The sequence below is a fragment of the Singulisphaera chitinilytica genome, from assembly GCF_049331405.1.
In the GTDB taxonomy this organism is placed as follows: Bacteria; Planctomycetota; Planctomycetia; order Isosphaerales; family Isosphaeraceae; genus PoT.
The window spans coordinates 7,161,199-7,179,644 of sequence record NZ_CP186274.1 but is presented as its reverse complement, the minus strand read 5'-3'; the positions used below and the strand labels follow the sequence as shown (position 1 = coordinate 7,179,644).

15 protein-coding genes are annotated in these 18,446 nt (G+C 64.5%); 7 read left to right on the top strand and 8 right to left on the bottom strand.

The window, feature by feature from the left end; all coding sequences use genetic code 11:
• Window positions 1-71: 71 nt before the first annotated feature.
• Together ACOYYX_RS28070 and ACOYYX_RS28065 are read right to left on the bottom strand one after the other, a co-directional pair.
• On the bottom strand, window positions 72-1,502 hold the full coding sequence (locus ACOYYX_RS28070) for a sigma-54-dependent transcriptional regulator (protein ID WP_422925874.1): 1,431 nt from the start codon (window positions 1,500-1,502) through the stop codon (window positions 72-74).
• A 243-nt stretch (window positions 1,503-1,745) separates the two neighbouring features.
• Complete coding sequence (locus tag ACOYYX_RS28065) at window positions 1,746-2,855, bottom strand: alpha/beta hydrolase (RefSeq protein WP_422925872.1); 1,110 nt, start codon at window positions 2,853-2,855, stop codon at window positions 1,746-1,748.
• A gap of 444 nt (window positions 2,856-3,299) precedes the next feature.
• On the opposite strand from ACOYYX_RS28065, the gene ACOYYX_RS28060 reads away from it, so the two are divergent.
• Both ACOYYX_RS28060 and ACOYYX_RS28055 read left to right on the top strand, forming a co-directional pair.
• On the top strand, window positions 3,300-5,261 hold the full coding sequence (locus tag ACOYYX_RS28060) for a thioredoxin-like domain-containing protein (protein ID WP_422925870.1): 1,962 nt from the start codon (window positions 3,300-3,302) through the stop codon (window positions 5,259-5,261).
• Window positions 5,262-5,463: 202 nt separating this feature from the next.
• Entirely contained in the window at window positions 5,464-6,333 is an 870-nt protein-coding gene (locus ACOYYX_RS28055; protein ID WP_422925868.1) for an aminotransferase class IV, read from the top strand.
• Window positions 6,334-7,250: 917 nt separating this feature from the next.
• On the opposite strand, the gene ACOYYX_RS28050 is transcribed toward ACOYYX_RS28055, so the two are convergent.
• Window positions 7,251-8,306 (bottom strand): ABC transporter permease, encoded by a 1,056-nt coding sequence (locus tag ACOYYX_RS28050; RefSeq protein WP_422925866.1) that lies wholly within the window; start codon window positions 8,304-8,306, stop codon window positions 7,251-7,253.
• A gap of 166 nt (window positions 8,307-8,472) precedes the next feature.
• Entirely contained in the window at window positions 8,473-9,477 is a 1,005-nt protein-coding gene (locus tag ACOYYX_RS28045; protein WP_422925864.1) for an ABC transporter ATP-binding protein, read from the bottom strand.
• Window positions 9,478-9,922: 445 nt separating this feature from the next.
• On the opposite strand from ACOYYX_RS28045, the gene ACOYYX_RS28040 reads away from it, so the two are divergent.
• Both ACOYYX_RS28040 and ACOYYX_RS28035 read left to right on the top strand, forming a co-directional pair.
• On the top strand, window positions 9,923-11,188 hold the full coding sequence (locus tag ACOYYX_RS28040) for an AAA family ATPase (protein ID WP_422925862.1): 1,266 nt from the start codon (window positions 9,923-9,925) through the stop codon (window positions 11,186-11,188).
• Window positions 11,189-11,953: 765 nt separating this feature from the next.
• Window positions 11,954-12,724 carry a polyprenol monophosphomannose synthase gene (locus ACOYYX_RS28035; RefSeq protein WP_422925860.1) on the top strand — a complete coding sequence of 257 codons (771 nt, stop codon included), beginning with the start codon at window positions 11,954-11,956 and terminating at the stop codon, window positions 12,722-12,724.
• Between the two features lie 164 nt (window positions 12,725-12,888).
• Here the strand turns inward: ACOYYX_RS28035 and ACOYYX_RS28030 are convergent, their stop codons facing one another.
• Together ACOYYX_RS28030 and ACOYYX_RS28025 are read right to left on the bottom strand one after the other, a co-directional pair.
• Window positions 12,889-13,257: a hypothetical protein gene (locus tag ACOYYX_RS28030; RefSeq protein WP_422925858.1), complete on the bottom strand. Its 369-nt coding sequence runs from the start codon at window positions 13,255-13,257 to the stop codon at window positions 12,889-12,891.
• Window positions 13,254-13,574 carry a hypothetical protein gene (locus ACOYYX_RS28025; protein WP_422925856.1) on the bottom strand — a complete coding sequence of 107 codons (321 nt, stop codon included), beginning with the start codon at window positions 13,572-13,574 and terminating at the stop codon, window positions 13,254-13,256. The genes ACOYYX_RS28030 and ACOYYX_RS28025 overlap by 4 nt, the downstream gene beginning before the upstream one ends.
• A gap of 454 nt (window positions 13,575-14,028) precedes the next feature.
• On the opposite strand from ACOYYX_RS28025, the gene ACOYYX_RS28020 reads away from it, so the two are divergent.
• Genes ACOYYX_RS28020 through ACOYYX_RS28010 form a run of 3 tightly spaced genes read left to right on the top strand, consistent with a single transcriptional unit; the run spans window position 14,029 to window position 16,886 of the window.
• Window positions 14,029-15,069, top strand: a complete 1,041-nt coding sequence (locus tag ACOYYX_RS28020) for an NAD(P)H-dependent glycerol-3-phosphate dehydrogenase (protein WP_422925854.1) — start codon at window positions 14,029-14,031, stop codon at window positions 15,067-15,069.
• On the top strand, window positions 15,066-15,656 hold the full coding sequence (locus ACOYYX_RS28015; RefSeq protein ID WP_422925852.1) for a DUF1802 family protein: 591 nt from the start codon (window positions 15,066-15,068) through the stop codon (window positions 15,654-15,656). The genes ACOYYX_RS28020 and ACOYYX_RS28015 overlap by 4 nt, the downstream gene beginning before the upstream one ends.
• Before the next feature lie 3 nt (window positions 15,657-15,659).
• Window positions 15,660-16,886, top strand: a complete 1,227-nt coding sequence (locus ACOYYX_RS28010) for a rhomboid family intramembrane serine protease (RefSeq protein ID WP_422925850.1) — start codon at window positions 15,660-15,662, stop codon at window positions 16,884-16,886.
• A 49-nt stretch (window positions 16,887-16,935) separates the two neighbouring features.
• On the opposite strand, the gene ACOYYX_RS28005 is transcribed toward ACOYYX_RS28010, so the two are convergent.
• Together ACOYYX_RS28005 and ACOYYX_RS28000 are read right to left on the bottom strand one after the other, a co-directional pair.
• Window positions 16,936-17,574 carry a PHP-associated domain-containing protein gene (locus ACOYYX_RS28005; RefSeq protein WP_422925848.1) on the bottom strand — a complete coding sequence of 213 codons (639 nt, stop codon included), beginning with the start codon at window positions 17,572-17,574 and terminating at the stop codon, window positions 16,936-16,938.
• A 161-nt stretch (window positions 17,575-17,735) separates the two neighbouring features.
• Window positions 17,736-18,446 (bottom strand): UDP-2,3-diacylglucosamine diphosphatase, encoded by a 711-nt coding sequence (locus ACOYYX_RS28000; RefSeq protein ID WP_422925846.1) that lies wholly within the window; start codon window positions 18,444-18,446, stop codon window positions 17,736-17,738.

The window sequence follows — 18,446 nt, the reverse complement described above, 5'->3', positions numbered from 1 at the left end:
CGAAAAGAACTAGGGCGAGGCCGAGTGAATTGTCACCCGGCCTCGCCCCTAGTTGGTGCGTCTCCGATCGTTCAGACGGCCTCGCCCAGGGCCATTTCCTTGCGATGCGAGGCCTTCGCCTTGAAGTCGGCCTTGTCGATGCTGTAACGACGGAGCTTCTCGCTGATGCTCCGGCGGGAGAGCCCACAATGCTCGGCACAGCGATCGATACGACCGCGGAAGCGTTCGAGGACACGCTGGAGGTAGGCCCGTTCGACGCGCTCGGTCAGCTCGTCCGTGATCGACTGGAGAGGCCGATGGAGGTCGAAATCGAGGCTGAACGGCTCCTCGCGAGTCGAGACGACCTGGGGCGGCAGGTTCTCCGGCTCGATGACGGGGCCGGGGGTTGTTACAAGCGTTTGCTCGATGACGTGCTCGAGCTCGCGGACATTCCCTGGCCAGTCGTAGCAGGCGAGCCTCGAGAGGGTCTCACGGGCGACCGCCTTCGACGGCAATCGCCGTTCCTGCAGCCGCTTGATGAAGTGATCCACGAGGAGCGGGATGTCGTCGACCCGATCCCGGAGCGGCGGCGACTCGATCGCGACGACGTTGAGCCGATAGTACAGATCCTCGCGGAACTTGCCCGCGGCCACGGCCTCGGCGAGGTTCACGTTGGTGGCGGCGAGGATCCGGCAATCCGCCTGGATGACCTCGGAGCCCCCGACGCGCTCGAACGTGCCGTCCTGGAGCACCCGGAGGAGCTTGGCCTGCATGCCGACCGGCAGTTCGCCGATCTCGTCGAGCAGCAGGGTGCCCCCCTTCGCCTGCTCGAATCGCCCTTTCTTCTGCCGGTCGGCTCCGGTGAAAGCCCCTCGCTCGTGCCCGAAGAACTCGCTCTCGAGCAAAGGTTCAGGGAGCGCGGCGCAGTTCACCGCGACGAGCGGCCCGTGGCGGGTGGCGTCGGAGAAGTGGAGCGCCTGGGCGATCAGCTCCTTGCCCGTGCCCGTCTCGCCGGTGATCAGGACGGTACACCTCGAGGAGGCGACCCGGGAGACCTGCGAGAAGACCTCGCGCATCCTGGGGCTCGTCCCGACCATGTTGTAATAGGCGTACCGCTGCTGGAGGCTCTGCCGCAGGGACTCGACCTCGTCGAGGAGGCGACGATCCTCGAGGGCCTGCTCCACGAGCACGTTCAGGCGCATCGAGTCGATGGGCTTGAGCAGGTAGTCGTAGGCCCCGAGCTTCATCGCCGAGACGGCGGAGTCGATGGAGGCGTTGCCCGTCATCACGATCGCCGTGACCGGGAGGTCACGCTGGCGGATCTCGCGGATCAGGTCGAGGCCGTTGATCCCGGGGAGCCAGAGGTCGGTCAGGACGAGGGAAAACTTGCTCTCAACTAAACATTCGAGTGCGGACGTTCCGTCGCGTGCGACTTTGATGCGGCGATCTGGTGTGGCCAGGAGTTGCGAAAGTTGCTGACAAACCAGCTCGCTGTCATCCACCACAAGGATGCGTCGATCCATGGCGCCCTCATCCAAGGTTGAGGTGGGAGGGAGACTATTCCTTTGAACCGGCCGGTGACCGAGTAACAGTGATGTCGCCTGGTGCCAGCGCGGGAAGAATCCCTCAAGCAAGTTAGCGTACGCGGATTGTGACGGATGTCAAGGCGATCTTGAAAGCGCAAGTCACCTCCGCGACTCCGGCAACGATTTCGATCGTCGTGCGGAACGCCTTGGACGCGTCACGAGTTTCGTCGATTCAAGGGCTCAATGCGCGGGCTTGAGCATCGCATCCAAAAACTCGTAGGCCCGCGTCCGCTCTTGGGGCGGGAAGTCATGCTGGGCGTCGGGGTAGACGGCCTGGAGCCGATCCTTGGCGCCAAGGAGTTCGTAGACGGGCGAAGCCGCCGCGATGGAGAGTCGGACCCCCTCGACCTCAAAATTGTCGTCGTGGAGCGGCGAGTTGGTGAAGAACCCGCGCGGGGCGATCGCGGCGATCAGCTCGGGGAAGTCGAATGGCACTCGTTCCAGGTCGAGCCCGTAGACGTCCTTCAAGCGAGGCATATAGCCCTTGTGCGACCAGCCGGCGATGTTGCCGTCGTAATAGTTCGGGAAGCGGTTGAACCCGCAGGAGGAGACGACGGCCTTGATCCGCTCGTCGAAGAGGGCCACGAAGATCGAATTGTGCCCGCCCAGCGAGTGGCCGATGACGCCGATCCGCTCGGGCTCGACCTCGTCGAGCGAACAGAGGAGATCGACGCCCCTGATGTGGTTCCAGATCCCCTTCATCGAGGCGCTCGCATATCCGAGGGCATAGGGGTCGACCTTGTACTCGCCGAAGTTGGGATAGTCGGGGGCCAGCACCACGTAGCCGCGCTCGGCCAGCTCTTGGGCGTAGTGGAGGTTCGGCTTCCCACCCAGGCCCGCCGGCTCGTCCTTGCCGATCGCGGTCGTCTGGTGGAGGCAGAGCACCGCGGGCGCCTTGCGAGAATCCTTGTTCTGCTTGGGGAGGAAGAGCCAGGCCGGGACACGGTCGCCAGGCTCGCTGGCATAGGTGATTTTCTTGCGGATGTACTTAGGTTCGTCAAATGTCTCAACGACCTTCGGATCGAGCCTGACTCGACGTTCCCCGCCCGGGAGCGGCCCCATGACTTCCTGGAGGTGCGCCAGGATGTGGGCACGACGTACCTGCCAGTCCGAGGACGACTTCACGGGGGCTTCCTGGCCGCTCGCGTCGCGCACGACGAGGAGCTTTGTGTGATCTGGATAGACCGGGGCCTCGAGCTTCTCCCCGGCGTCCGCGGCCCGTCCGAGTCCGCCGCAGCACAGGATCACGCCGAGTAAGCACGGGAATGGGGAGAATCGTCGAGCCTTCATGCAAGGTGTCTCGTATTCAAGACCGAGGCGGGATGAAAGCGGGCCTGAACGCCAGTTTGCCGGTGCGGCGAGCGGCCCGCAACCCTCTTACTTTCCGCCCTCATCGTCAGAACCGGCACAATCTTTGCTTTTACCCACCCACGCTTCATTCGGATGACAACTTGAGGCGGAAGTTTTGGCCGATTTGGGCTTCTCACCTTGAGCCCAGAGCCGGTAATGCCGATGAAAACGGTCGGGGCAATTATGCCCGTGGTGGACATTCCACCGGCTTGGTCAAACGACATGCTCGAACGATTTTCCAAGAAAATCTTACAAACCAACAGCTCGCGGCGTGACGGCGAACCGGCGGATCGCGGATCGATTCAGGTTGCCGATCGTTTTTCGCGTGGAGCTCGGTGCGGATATCCATCGGGGCCAACGGCCCTGGCCAGAAAGGAGTCTCCGATGCGGTCCTTGCGAACCTTGGTCGTCACAGCCACTCTCGTCGGAGCCGGGGCGACAGTCGCTCGGGCCCAGGTGAGTCCTTCTCCCGAGAACCTCTTGAAGCTCGAGCCGAGTCTCAAGGGGGTCGAGTACGAGGTCCCGGCGCCCCAGGCGGTCGCCAAGTGCAAGGTCGAGACGGTCCACAACGCCGACAAGACCGCGATCATCGGCTACGCCCTCCGCGACGAACAAGGAAAGCTCCTCCGCAAGTTCCTGGACACCCGCGGCAAGCGCGGGCTCGATCAGTGGAGCTACTACCAGGACGGCTTCGAGGTCTACCGCGAGTCCGACCTGAACGACGACAAGACCTCCGACGAATGCCGCTGGATGAACTCCGGCGGGACCCGGATCGCCAAGGTCACGAACATCGAGGTCGCCCCCAAGGAGTGGAAGCTCAAGCTCGACTGGACACGGATCTCGGCCGAAGAGGCCTCGAAGGTCCTGGTCCAGAGCCTGGTCATGGGGGATCGCGACCTGCTCGAGTCGGTCATGGCCACGCCCGAAGACCTCAAGAAGCTCGGCGTGCCGCAGTCGATCATCGACAAGTCGGTCGAGTCGGCCAAGAGGCGCAAAGAGCTGGTGGGCGAGCTCCAGGCAAGCCTCAAGGGCTGGAACAAGTCGACGGTCTGGAACCGGCTCGACGGCATGATGCCCCACCTGATCCCCGCCGGGACCGAGACGAACCTGAAGGATGACCTCGTCCTCTATGAGAACGCCGTGATCTTCGCCGGCTCGCCGAGCGGCCAGGCGAACCCCGAGGAGATGGCCTTCCTCCAGACCCCCGAGCTCATCAAGATCGGCGAGACCTGGAAGTTCGTCGAGCTGCCCAAGGCCGTCGACCCCAAGAAGCCGATCCTCGCCGCCGAAGGGGGCATCCGCGCCGAGATCTTCGGGCGCGACAGTCGCTCGGAAGTCGCCGGGCAGGATCCCGTCCTCGAGGCCGCGATCAAGAAGCTGGCCGCCTACGACGAGAAGAACGCCGGGGCCTCGAGCGAGAAGGACGTCGCCGAGTATCACGTCGGCCGGATCCCGCTCCTCCAGGAAGTGGTCAAGGTCGTCAAGACGCCCGAGGACAAGCTCGTCTACAAGAAGTCGATCGTCGACAGCCTGGCCGCCGCGTACATCACCGGCTTCTATCCCAAGGGGCTCGACTACTTCGACATCTTCATCAAGGACAACAGCAAGATCGCGTCGTACGCCGCCTTCCGAAAAATCTACGCGGTCTTCGCCGCGAAGAACACCAGCGACAACACCCTCGTCATCCAGAAGAAGTGGATGGCCGACCTCAAGGAGTTCTGCGAGAAGTACCCCGAGGCCGACGAGACGCCCGACGCCCTCTTCATGCTCGCGAGCGGGAACGAGTACAACGCCGAAGAGGAAGACGCTCGCAAATATTACGAACAGCTTGCCCAACGCTTCCCGAACTCCGACCCGGGCAAGAAGGCGGCCGGCGCCATCAAGCGGCTCGACCTCGTCGGCAAGCCCTACACGGTGAAAGGGCCGAACCTCAGTAACGAGGTGATCGACACCGCCCGCCTCCGCGGCAAGCCTGTCCTCCTGACCTTCTGGTCGACCGAGGTCGATCTGTTCAAGCGTGACCTGCCCGAGCTCGAGAAGGTCTACAAGAAGTTCCACAACGCCGGCTTCGAGATCGTCGGCGTGAGCGGCGACCAGCAGTCGAAGGACCTGGAAGACTTCCTCAAGGAGCACCCGCTCCCCTGGCCCCAGATCTTCATCCCCGGCGGGATGGAAAAGAACCCGCTGGCCAATGACCTCGGCATCGTGGTCTGGCCGACGATGATCCTGGTCGACGGCGAGGGCAAGGTCGTCAACCGCAACATCCGCTCGGCGGCCGACGTCGAGAAGCAGCTCGAGAAGATCGTGGGAACGAAGACCTCGGGCGTCGCGCTCGAGGCCAAGTGACCCCGCGAAATCCGGCAGCTTGACCAGACCAATGAGGCCGGCGGCTCGCAAAGAGCTGCCGGCCTCATGTCATTGCCCCGGGCGGTCGCGAGCGAGTATCCTTATGGAGAAGTCAGTGTGAATTCGGGCTCGATCCGACCGTCACTCGGTCGGCTTGACCAGAGCATCGAGCCGAAGCGGAACCGATGTCGAAGGAGCATCGATGGAGAGTCTTGCGTGCCTCAATGGCGAGCTTCTTCCGGTCGACCAGGCACGCGTCCCGGTCTGGGATCGAGGGTTCCTGTTCGGCGATGCCGTCTATGAAGTGATGCGCATCTATCAGGGGCGTTGCTGGCTCGAGGACGCCCACATGGGCCGGCTCCGGCGGAGCCTGGCCGAGCTCGCCTTCCCCGAGGTCGACCTCGAGCTGCTCGCCGCGCGTTACAATCGCACCATCGCCGCCAGCGAGATCCAGGAAGGGACCGTCTACATCCACTTGACCCGCGGCGTCGCGCCGAGGGCCCACGCCTTCCCCGACCCGCCCGTCGCCCCCACCGAGTTCATCGTCGTCCGCCCGTTCGACGACGCCCCCGTCGCGAAGCTCAGGGAGTCGGGCGTCACCACGATCAGCCGACCCGACGAGCGCTGGGGACGCTGCGACATCAAGTCCACGAACCTCCTCGCCAATGTCATGGCCTATGACGCGGCCAAGCGAGTCGGGTGCTTCGAGGCGATCCTCATCGGCCCCGACGGGCTCGTCACCGAGGCCACGCATACGTCGATCCTCTGGATCCGCAACGGTTGCCTGCAAGGGACGCCCGAGACGCACGACATCCTGCCGGGCACGTCCCGCCGGTTCCTCGTGCAACTCGCCCAGGAGCACGGCGTCCCATACTCCGACGCGAAGGTCACGCTCGAGGAGTTGATCGCCGCCGACGAAGTGCTGCTCGCGGGCACGACCACCGAGGTCATCGCGATCACCGAGGTCGACGGCAAGAAGATCGGCGACGGCGCGCCCGGACCGCTCGTCCGCCGGCTCCAGACCCTCTATCGCAAGGCGGTCGTCGACTGGCTCGCGCCTCAGGCCGTTTGAAGCCGCGAAAATGGATGGCCGGGCCAATTTGGGGCATTAGGCAAATCTGCCTCGGCCATTCCTCGCAAGGTGCTGCCAGATCCTGCCCGCCCGAGCGACCGTCTCCGAGCCAGCTACACAAACAGGATGAGCACTCACGAATGCGATGCACGGTTCGGCATGAGGCCTTCCTTGATTCGCCAGGCCTGGGGAAGTTTGCCCTCAACAAGGCCGGGCGTTAACGTCGAAGGGTTCAACGTAATCAACCGCTTTCCCTCGCCGATTTGAGGCCGAAGTCGATGTCGGAAGATTGGGTCGACCCGTTCGAGGAGCACTTCCGCCGCACGCCGCTGCCGAATGCGGCGGTCCGCGTCGTCGTCATGGCGCGTTCCACGACGGCGCAGGCGGAGGAAGTCGCCCAGTCGCTGCTCGACCTCCTAACGCAGCGGGACCGGAAGGCGGAGAGCGTGATCGCCTCCGCCCGGGGGCTCGGCGAAAATCAGGCGCTCGACGGGGCGATCGCCGACTCGGAGTGTCCCCTCGTCCTCATCACCTCGTCCGAGGAGCGATGGACGGCCGAGCATCTCGACCCGCTCCTGAAGGCGATCGATCACTGCGACATGGTCATCGGCCGGCGTAAACGCTCGATTCCCGGGCGCGTCGTGCGCTGGTTTTCGAGGATGCCCTGGAAATTCCTCTTCGCGGTCCCGGTACTCGACGTCCACTCGCCTTGCAGGCTCCATCGGCTCGAGAAGCTCGAGCCGATCGCGTTCCAGTCGACGTCGGAGTTCCTCGACGTCGAGATCCTCGCCAAGGCGACCTTCCTCGGCCACCTGATCGACGAGGTCGACGTCCCTCCGCTCAAGGCGCCGGACCTCTGGGCTTACGGGCACGACTTCGCCAAGGTTTTCAACCACCCGATCCTGGTCAAGCAGCAATTACGACCAGCGGAAGATCTTCAGGGCGATGACGAAGGTGACGACAGCCCAGGCGGAGAGGATCGCGAGGGCGGGGATGACGTCCACGAAACCGGCCCCTTCCAGGATCACCCCTCGCAGGCCGTTGAGGAGCTGCGTCAGCGGGAGGATCTGGATGAACGGCTGAATTGCGGCGGGGAAGCGGTCGGACGAGAAGAAGACGCCGGAAAAGAGCCACATCGGCAGCATGACCAGATTCATGAGGCCGCTGACTGATTCGGTAGACTGAGCCCGACTGCCAATCAGGAGCCCGATGCCTGCAAAAGCCAGGGCGCCCACGACGTCGATCAGGATGACGAGCAGCAGGCTCCCCCGGATCGGCATCTGGAAGACGAGCGTCCCGAGCAGCAGTAGCACCGCCAGGTCGGGGATCAGGAACGTCAATCGCGAGCCGAGCAGGGCCAGCAGGAAGTCGCGACGGGGCATGGGAGTCGCGACGAAGCATTTCAGGAGCTTGGCGATCCGGAAGTTGACCAGCAGGAACCCGATCCCCCAGAGCCCGCCCCCCATCGTGTTCAGGCCGATCAGGCCGGGGATCAGAAAGTCGATATAGCGCGAGCCCCGCTCGGTGACGAGCTTGTCATCGGTCGCCACAGGGTCCTTCCGTCCCTGAGCCACCTGGAGGATGTCGTCGATCGCGCCTCGCGACGCGATGGCCTCGGGCCTCGTCGGGTCGTAGCGGTAGCGGACCCCCGAGCCATTCGCCTCGATCACGAGCGGTGTCTTGCCCGTCTTGAGCCGCTGGGTCGCGACCTCCTCGGTCTCGACCCGCAAGGCCACGCCAGGCTGCTTCGAAGCTCTGGCTTTCTCGTCATGCGCCTTGAGGGTCTTCTCGATGGCCGAGGAGGCCGAGGTGCTCGGCGAGCCGATTAGGTCGACCTGGATGTTCTCGGGGGGCCGGGACTGGAAGGCCACGCCCAGGCAGATCGCCATAATGGTGGGGAACCCATAGACCCAGAAGATCCGGGCGGGCTGGCGATAGAACTCGCGAAGCCGGGCGATGTAAAGTTCGCGCAACGGGTGTGATCGGGCCATAACACTCGGGACCATCGCCTGGGAAGAGTGAATCATCCGCGAGTGACACACCGATGTCACCCGGAGCTATTTCGAGTCGGTCACGACCGCATCGACGTCTGAAGCCGACGCGAGGGCCTTCAAGCGGAGCGGCGTCGCGAGACGAGCATCAACCGCCGCGGCCCCGGCGCTTCTTGCGCCCCGTGGCCGGGGATCCGTTTTCCTCGGATTCGTTATCGCGCAGGTGCCGCCCCGTCAGGGAGACGAACACGTCTTCGAGGCTCACCTGCCTTGTCGTCAGCCTGCCGAGCGGCTTGTCCTCGACGTTCAGGCGTTCGAGCAGCGCGGGGATCGCCACGTGCGGTTCGCCGACGGTCAGGGCATAACCATCGGCCTCGATGCGCGTGGAGAGGACGGTGGGCAGCGACTCGTATGCTTCGGCCGCCGCCGGGGCCGACTCGCCCGCGATCGCGAATTCGACGACGTGCTCGCCGCCGAGTCGCGCGATCAGCTCCGAGGGAGATCCCTGGGCGATGATCTTGCCGTGGTCGACGATTGCCACGCGATCGCAGAGGCGCTGGGCCTCGTCCATGTAGTGCGTGGTGAGGACCGTCGTCCGACCCAGGTTGTGAAGGTCGCGGATCACGTCCCAGAGTTGCCGACGCGACTGAGGGTCGAGCCCGGTGGTCGGCTCGTCGAGGAAGAGGAGCTCGGGATCCCCCACGAGCGCGATCGCCACGGCGAGGCGTTGTTGCTGGCCGCCCGAGAGCTGATCCACGTACGAGTTGGCCTTGCCTTCGAGCGAGACCCTCGCCAGGACGTCCGACGGCTCGAGCCCATCCCTGTAGAAGCTTCGGAAAAGCTGGAGGAGTTCGAGCGAGGTCTGCTTCTCGGGGAAGCGGGTCTCCTGGAGGGTGACGCCGATTCGCTCGCGGATCTCCCGCTCGTCGCGATCCCAGCGCCTACCGAGGATCTCGACATCGCCGGAGGTGGGTCGATTCAGCCCTTCGAGGATTTCGACCGTCGTCGTCTTCCCCGCGCCGTTGGGTCCGAGTAGGCCAAAGCATTCGCCGCGGGGGATCGACAGGTCGATGCCGTCGACGGCGACGACCTTGCCATCCCTGCCCGAGTAATGCTTGACAAGGTCTTTGACGAGAATTGCCCAATCGCTCATCGTCTGCCGTTCCCTGGTGCTTCGCCGATCGAGCCTCGCCGGCATGGCTTTCCCAAACGCCCAGGCGATTCTAATCCGAACCTGATCGCGCGACCACCCTCCGCCAGAAAAGGCGGACGGATGCTCGCGACCCTCCGCATTGCCCCATCGAGCAAGCGGAACCCAGCCCTCGGAGTCCTCGCAGCTTCCCGACGAATCTGCGTTCGGCAGCGGAAGATACGTGGGACGTGAGGCTTTTCCACCCTGCGTTTTCGCGGGGGTCCTCGCTAACGGCTTTGTCGTTCAAGAGCGCCCACAACGGGCACCGATAATGAGTTGAGCCTGCGCCACGAACACAACAATCGATGCATACCGGCGGCCGGTAAAGAGACCGCCGGACTTGACGAGGTTCGGGGCAGGGCAGGTTCGCAGTCTGCATTTTGACGGCCACGGAGGGAGAACCAGGATGGATCCGAATCGACGCACCCCAGTGGGTCTCCGCACTCCTGCGAGCCAGGACCTTGTCGGCAACATGGTCCTGGGAAGCCGGCGCGATGCGCTCGCCTCCCTTCGATCCGCAGTCCTACGCAAGTCGGGGCCCGTCCTCCTGACCGGCGAGGCCGGGGTCGGCAAGACCTGGCTCTGGCGTCGCCTCGCCGCCGAGCTGAGCGAGAACTGGCGCTGGATCGGCGTGGATCTCTCCCCGGCCGACACGCCCGCCGACCTCTATCGGTCCGTCGCCCGCGCCCTGGGCTTCAATGGCTCGGACGCCTTCCGGGGCACCCGGACTTCCGTCGCCGAATTCCTCGAGGAACGGGCCGCGGATGGAGAGGCCTGGGGGCTCGTCGTCGACGAGGCCCAGAGCGTCTCGCCGGAGGTCCTCGAGGAAATCCGCATCCTCGCCAACCGCCTCGGCATGAGCGACGGCTTCTCGGCCCTCGTGGTCGTGGGGCATACCGTGCTCGCCAGGCGGCTCGTGACGCCGAGCTACTCCGCCCTGGCCGTGCGGTTGACCGAGCACGTCCACCTCCGCCCCCTCCATGTCGACGAGGCCGCCCGCTTGATTGCCGCTAACGGCCGCCAGGCCCCGGTGATCGACCACGAACTCGTCGAGCAACTCCACCGCGACTCGCTCGGGAACCCGAGGCGACTGCTCAATCTCCTGTCCCGGCTGCACCCGCCTGCTCCGGCCCCGATGCCGTCGGTTCCTTCGAAGCCCGCCGAGATCCCTGCCAGCCTCTCGATTTCCCCGCCGCCGCCCGTGCGTCGCGAGGTGCCCGAAGTGATGCGAGACGCGCCGGTGCTCGGCCCCCCCAAGCCCCCCTTGCACGTCGAGGAGAACCTGATCGAGGTCGGTTGGGAACCCTCGTCGGAACTCTCCGAGCTCGACGAAATCGAGCAGGACGTCGAAGACATCGAGGACGTCGAGCCTTACTCCCCGACTCCGGCCCCGAGGCCCTCGATGAACGTCGAGCCGAGCGAGGAGACCATCGACGACCGCTACGCCGCCCTCCAGGCCTGGAACGAGTGGGCCAAGAACCAGGGGCGGGACCCGAACGGCGAGACGCGGCCCTATGCCGCATCCGCAGGTCGGTCGCTCTCGATCGGGTCGGAAGGCGTGAACGATGCGGCTCCGGCGAATGGCTCGGGCTTCTGGGCCGACCATCAGCACGGCTTCGCGCCTTACAGCCAGCTCTTCTCCAGGCTCAAGCCGTCCAAGGACAAGACCTAAGCCCGGCTCCGGCTCAGGATAGGGTAGGGCGGCACCGGCAAAGTCATCAGTACGTGCGGATCTCTCGATCCGCATAGCCGGATTCGACGGTCAACGAGGCTCGCACGATCGCGTGGACGGTAACGACTTCTCGACACTCGACTTCGGCGCAGGATCGGCCGGTTTCGGCGCGAATTCGCCCATCCATTCCCGCGGGGTTGCCCCATTTCCCAACCTGGAAATCGGAAATCCGGCGGATGATCGACTGATGAAACGGTTCTCAACATACCGAAAGCATCTGTTAGTGACCCGCGCTCGTCGCCAAAACGTCGTCGAGGGTCGCCGCCGTTCCTTGAAAGCAGGTGCCGTCGCGCGTTCAACTGGTGCTCCCAGGTGGCCTCTCTTTTCCCGAGGAGAGGGCAGCAGCGGCGGCCGACCTTCACTCGCAGCTCTTCGGATCCGCGAGCGGACGACCCCGACAGGCGGCACCTGCTTTTCACACTCTACCTCCGCCGTCCCCCGCACTCATTTCGCACATCACCTCCGGCTGAAAAACCCTTCCGATCGGCCGCGGTTGTCGTCCTCCGGCTGCATTGTCGGAAAATGTCATGCATTCGGCCCGACTGGTCGCCTTGGCGCGGATCGTACGCTGCGTTACAACGGTGAGATGCGTGTGAACACCCCGCATGGGGTGGGTTCCTGCTTCGTCAGACCTCCATGGATGATACGTCTGTGACGAACTCCACGAACGCATGTCTCCACCCTATTACCAGGGATGATCGACACGTGACATCGACGGCACCTAGTCGAGGCCTTGAAACTCGGCGGCTGCTTGTCTCGCTGGCTACCTACAACGAATTCGGCAACCTGAGACAGCTCGTCGACGAGATCAGGGGATTCGTCCCCAACGCCGGCATCCTCATCATCGACGACAACTCGCCGGATGGAACCGGAGACCTCGCCGACGACCTCCGCGCGAACCTCCCGGAAGTCCACGTCATCCACCGCCCCTCCAAGATGGGGCTGGGGACGGCGATGCTCGAGGCGATGCAGTTCGCCATCGACAACGAGTACGACTACCTCCTGAACCTCGACGCCGACGGCAGCCATCCGCCTCGCTTCATCCCCGCCCTGATCCAGGGGATGTTCGAGAACGACGTCATGATCGGCTCGCGCTACGTCAAGGGGGGCGGAGTCGAGGGAGAGTTCAACCTCAAGCGCAAGTTCATGAGCACGGGTATCAACTGGTACGCCAGGCTGCTGCTCGGCCTCAAGACCAAGGACAACTCGGGCGCCTTCCGCTGCTACCGGGTCTCCAAGCTGCGCGAGGTCGGCATCGAACGCATCCGTTCCAGGGGCTACTCCTTCCAGGAAGAGATCCTCTACTGGTGCCGCACGGTCGGTTGCCGCATGGGGGAAACCCCCATCCTGTTCGAGAACCGCCGGTCGGGGGTCTCCAAGATCAATCAGCGCGAGGCGATCGAGGCCATCAAGATCATCTTCGAGCTCGGCGTCGACAGGATCCTCGGCCGGACGAGCACGCGTCGCCCCGCCTGACCACCCGGCTCGCGAATCCCTCTACACGCATGGTCCAATAAGAATCCCCGGGTCCTCGATCGCGACATACGCGAGAGGAACCGGGGTCTTTTTTTGATCGACGAAGGAGACACGATCGAGCGGCTTGGGGGATCCAGGCAACGATCCGAATCGATGGATGGGCCTCAGACCACGTCGTACTCGCGGACCGTGACATACACTTCCTGGCAGGTCTCCGCGATCTTGTCGCCGAGCCCCTGGTGCTTGCTCTCGAGCTGGCTCGAGTACATGCCCAGGACCTTGCAGAGGAAGGCGCCGTGAGAGCTGTCGGACTCGTGGACGAGCTGGTTGAGGGATTCCTCGATCTGGTCGGCGAGATAGAGAAGGAACTGGGCCTGGCCCTTCACCTCGGCGAGCGAGCGACGCAGCTCGGGAGAAGCGTGACCGATTGGCAGGGTGTCGGGGGCCGAGTTGGATTCCGGCGAAGGGGAAGACTCGTCGTCATGTTCATGCATGGTCACACCCTCGATCGACCCATGAGCGGATTCGTTCATTCGGCTTCTCCGTTCTCATGCGAGCGTTCATGAGCCGGGGGGGCGTTCACGATCGACTCGAGCTGGTTGCAGAGCTCGCCGACCAGGCGCATGTTCTCGCACTCCACGCTCAGGTTCGCGGCGTGCATCTCGATCAGTTGACGGATGAAAATGCGAGTCCCCGCGTCGGGTTCTTCCTCGAACCGGCTGACGTCGGCCACGGCCGCCCGGACCAGATAGTCCATGAACTGGAGCTTGCCGCGGATGGTACTGCAGAGCTTGGTGAGTTGGGCGTGGCTGGACGTTTCGGTTTCTCTAGATGCGGTCAATGGTGACATCCGTATCAAATCTCCCCAACCCGACGGGTCGGCTACTCGATGTGATCGTCCCTGACAAGATGTTGCCCGCTCGTTATCCCAAACGACGATGGTAACTCGAGGAGGATTACGTCCTTGTTCTCCATCTACATCGCGCTCGGCGATAGGTTAACCCGAGCCTTCAAAGTCCGCAAGCACGATCTGATTTAACAGATCGGTCTACGCCTGGGCCCGGGACGGACCATCGCCAGCCCGAGAAGTACGGGCCGGGGGCCATCGCGGTGACTCCCGTCAAGTCGAGGTCTCGGCAGGGGATTAGGGACCCACTGCCTGGTCGCAACTTTGGTCGCGGGCTGTAGATCGGCGACGATCGGGCCGCTTGACCCCCTGAGCCGGCTTTGGTCTGGTTTCAGTGGCACGAATCCGGGAGAATTCAATTTCGACCGCCCGGGGGAATAAGCGACGAACGAACATCATGTCTCCTCCCGGGCGAGGCTCCGTTGGTGCGTGGTCGGTCATGAAGCGGGTCGCCATATTGGGTGCCGGTGGGATGGGGACGGCACTCGCCATGCTGTTCGCCAGGACGGCGCGTTCGGTGCACCTCTGGGCCCGGGATCCGGACCAGGCGCGAGAGATCGCTGCCAGCCGGAAGAACACCAAACATCTCCCCGACGCCGTCCTCCCCGAGAACGTCATCGTCACGCCGAACGCGTGCGACGCCACCGGCGGGGTCGATCTCATCGTCGTGGCGATCCCCTCGGCCTACCTCCGCTCGACACTCAACGAACAGGCCGAGCGGATCCCGATGGGAATCCCGATGCTGAGCGTCGTCAAGGGGATCGAGAACGAGACGTTCGCCCGCCCGAGCCAGATTATCGAGGCCACCCTCGGCCCGCGTGCGGTCTCGATCCTCAGCGGTCCGAGCCACGCCGAGGAACTCGCCAAGGGGCTGCCGGCCTCCGTGGTCGTCGCCGGCCCCGACGCCGACCTCTGCGTCAAGATCCGGGACACGCTGAGCCAGGAGACCTTCCGCGTCTACTCCAACGACGACGCCATCGGCGTGGAGTTGGCGGGGGCGCTCAAGAACCTGCTGGGGATCGCCGCGGGGATCTGCGACGGACTCGAGTTCGGCGACAACGCCAAGGCCTCATTGCTCACCCGAGGGCTCGTGGAGATCAGCCGCTTCGGCGTCGCCCACGGCGCAAGGCCTTCGACCTTCTACGGGCTCGCCGGCATCGGCGACATGGTGACCACCTGCTTCAGCCCGTTCGGCAGGAACCGGGCCGTCGGCGAGAAGGTCGGCCGCGGCCAGGCGCTCGACGAGGTCCTCGCCGGGATGGTGAACGTCGCCGAGGGGGTCCCGACCACGCGGAGCGTCTACGAGCAGTCCCAGCGGCTCGGGATCGAGATGCCGATCACCGAGGAGCTCCACAAGATCCTCTTCGAAGCCAAGCCCCCGAGGGACGCGGTGACCGACCTCATGGTCCGGGTCCCCAAGGATGAGGCCTACCCATGACCGCCTACACGGCCGATTCGCCCGAGACGGGTGCGTGCGACGTCGCTTTCAAGGAGTGGGCCGGGGTCTGCAAGGCCCTCCACTCCGGGAATCAGATCTTCATCCTCCGCAAGGGGGGGATCGCAGAGGAGCAGGGGGAGTTCGTCCCCGAGCACCGGCGCTTCTGGCTCTATCCGACCTACGTGCATGAGGCCGAGCAGGGGCTCCTGACCCCCGCCCGCAAGGCCAAGGCCGAGAGCAGACCGACGGACTCGGTGGTCATCAAGTCATTCGCGGATGTCAAGCACGTGGGCTACATCGCCAGCGAGGCCGACCTCGACTCGCTCGAAGGGCTCCACGTCTGGAAGCCCGAGACGCTCCTCAAGCGGTTCCAGTACCGCAAGCCGGGGCTCTGGGTGCTGGTCGTCCGCATGTTCGCCAGGCGTGAGCCGGTGGAGGTCGCCGTCACGCCCGAGCAGCTCGGCTGCAAGACCTGGGTACCCCTCGAGGAGCCCATCGCGGCCGAGGGCCTGATCCCGATCCTGGGGGACGCCGAGTTCGACGCAAGGCTCAGCCACCTCCGATCGATCCTCTCCGCTGCCCGTTGACGAATGAAGAACATCATCCGCCGCATCATCGACGAATTCCGCGAATTCCCGGCCAGCACGACCCTGGGCGTCGCCTGGATCGCGGTCTTCGTCCTCATGCTGGGCGACTACCTCTACAACACCCCCCATCCGTCGTTCAAGCAGATCCTCTACGGCAACTTCACCCCCGCCCATCGCTACGGCGACCTCACCGCGTACGAGCTCTTCCACGGCGAGATCTGGCGCGCCATCACTTGCACGTTCGTCCATTATAATTTATTGCACATCGGATTGAATCTCTACGGCCTGTATCAGCTCGGCGGCCTCGTCGAGGAGTGGTACGGCTCCTGGCTCTTCGTGACCATCTACGCGCTGATCGGCGGCGGGGGCAATATCCTCTCGGCGCTCTTCCGGCGGGCCCTCGGGCTCAACCTGATGATGCACTCGGGGGGCGGCTCGACGGTGGTCCTCGGGCTCGTCGCGCTCGCGGCGGTCGTCGGCTGGCGCATGAAGACCCGTAACGGCGACTACCTCCGGAGCCAGATGGTCGGCATCCTGGGCTTCACCGCGTTCCTCGGGGTCGTCCTGCCCATCATCGACAACTGGGGCCACGCCGGGGGCGCGATCATGGGTGCGCTCATCGGACTCGGGCACCAGCCGCTGCTCAGGCTCATGAAGGGCCTCGTCGCCCCCGTCACGGGAATACTTGCGGGGCTGATCCTGGTCTCGAGCGGCATCGCCCAGGTCCGGGATAACCGGGTCGAGGATCGCATCCAGGCCAAGATCCTCGCGGCCCAGCGACAGCTCGAGGCCGCCGACCAGACCGTGCGGATCCTGGCGCAGGTCGAGTTCTATTACAGCCAGGTCGTCCGCTTGCGGGCCATGGCCGTTTCCAACGGCAAGGCGAGGTCCAGCGCAATCGACGGCCCGGGACCATATCGAAGGCCGAAAATGGGCTGGCCCTACCTGAACATCGCCGACCCCAACTTCGGGCGGAACGACGCGGTCGAGCTCCCCAGGCACCTGGAGATGCTCGACTCGACCAAATCCAAGCTCGCCGGTCCGCCGACCGAGGCCGACTTCAAGCGCGTCCGCGAGCTCGTTGCCCACCTCTTCGATCGCCCGGTGACGAACGACACCTGGCGTGAGTTCCGCAACCGCTGGTCGAACCTCTTGAAGAAGGCCGTGGCGCAAGCCATGCAGGCCAGGCTCTCGATCGAGGCACTGACCCGCACGCAAAAACTGAATTGAGCACGGGCGGTCTTGCCGATGGCCGATAGCCTCGCGGGCAGCCGTCTTCTCAGCTCACGGGGCCGCTGGTTTGCCAGGCCCCGGCGCGATGTCGAGGCCGTCCCTGGCGCGATTGCAGGGCGGCGACAAACTCGGCCATCGTCGTGATCGGCTGGGGGAATTCCGTGTAGTAGCAACCGACTGCATTGATCTCGTGGCCGTCGCTCGAGCCCGTCCGACCCATCGGCCTGTGTTGTAGAAGCTCCTCGGCCCTGGCGCGTGTGTCGGGTGTCACGTTGTTGCTGACCAGCTCGATCGCGTCGAAGACCGGGCCGACCTTTTCGACGATTTCGCCGAAGGGCTGATCCCAGCGGTACGGATGCGCCGCGACGATAGCCGCCCCGTGACGCCTCACGACCGCGACAAGTTCAGCCACCGTGATCCCGGCCGGGGCTTCCTTGAGTGAGGGGAGGCCGTAGACGAGGAAGTGCCCCTCGCGCGCCGAGATCTCGGCGCCGGAGAAGACGTGGAGCCCCTTCGCCTGCGAGGCGAGCTCGGCCAGTTCGTCGGCTTCCCACTGGTAGTCGTGCTCGGTGATCACGACCCCGTCGAGGCCGATTTCATAAGCCCGCTCGATGAGGTCGAGCGGATCGATCGAGCTGTCAGGCGAGTGCCGGTTGGTGTGAAGGTGATGGTCGAACTTCGGCATGGCTCAGTCTCTCAATCCTCGAGGTCAATAATGGGCAACTCGGCCTGCATCCGTGGGAGTCGGCGAAGGTGCGGGGATCGGTCGGGTCGGGGTATGGGGCGGCGATTGGCCCGGGATGCGATTCGTGGTGGCGAGGGATTTTCGGGGGGGGGAATTCGCCATCACCAGGGGATGGACGCGGCCTTGGAGGCGATGATGAGGTTCGCGCCAGACTCGTCGATCTTGAGGTAGCTGGTTCCCTCATGCCAGCCGCCGAGGACGATCATGCGGGTGGAGTCGAGCTTCTCGTCGACCGTCTGATGAACATGGCCGAAGATGACGATGTCGGTGTTCTCTCGCGAGGCGACAAATCCCCGGAAGAGCGCCAGGAGCCGCTCGTTGTCGACGCCTCGCCGCCGGTTGTTGAACCCTTCGAGTAGGTGGTCGAGTCGGTTGGCCACGAGGCTCGGGCAGTGGCTGAAGGCGTAGTAGAACGACGCCCCTTCCATCCAGCGCTTCCAGATCCGGCTTAGTACCAGGCGATGGCCGTGCGAGATATGAAGGCGGAGGCCGTAGACTTCGACCTCATACGGCTCCTCGATATATCGTGCGCCGATGGATTCGTGGAAGAAGCGGCCGAGCCAGTGGTCGTGGTTGCCCGGCAGGATCGTCAGGTCGCCGCCTCGGGCGCGGAAGTCTCGCAAGGCCTTCAGGCCCTCGCAACGCTCCGAGGCCTCGCGGAGCTGGCGCGAGGCGAGCCAGAAGTCGCAGAGGTCGCCCACGATCGTGAGCGAATCCGAGCCCTCGAGCGAATCGACCCAGCGGGCGAAACGCCTGGCCCGCTCCGGGTGGTCGAGTCTGAGGTGGACATCACTGGCAAAGTACGCCGGCAC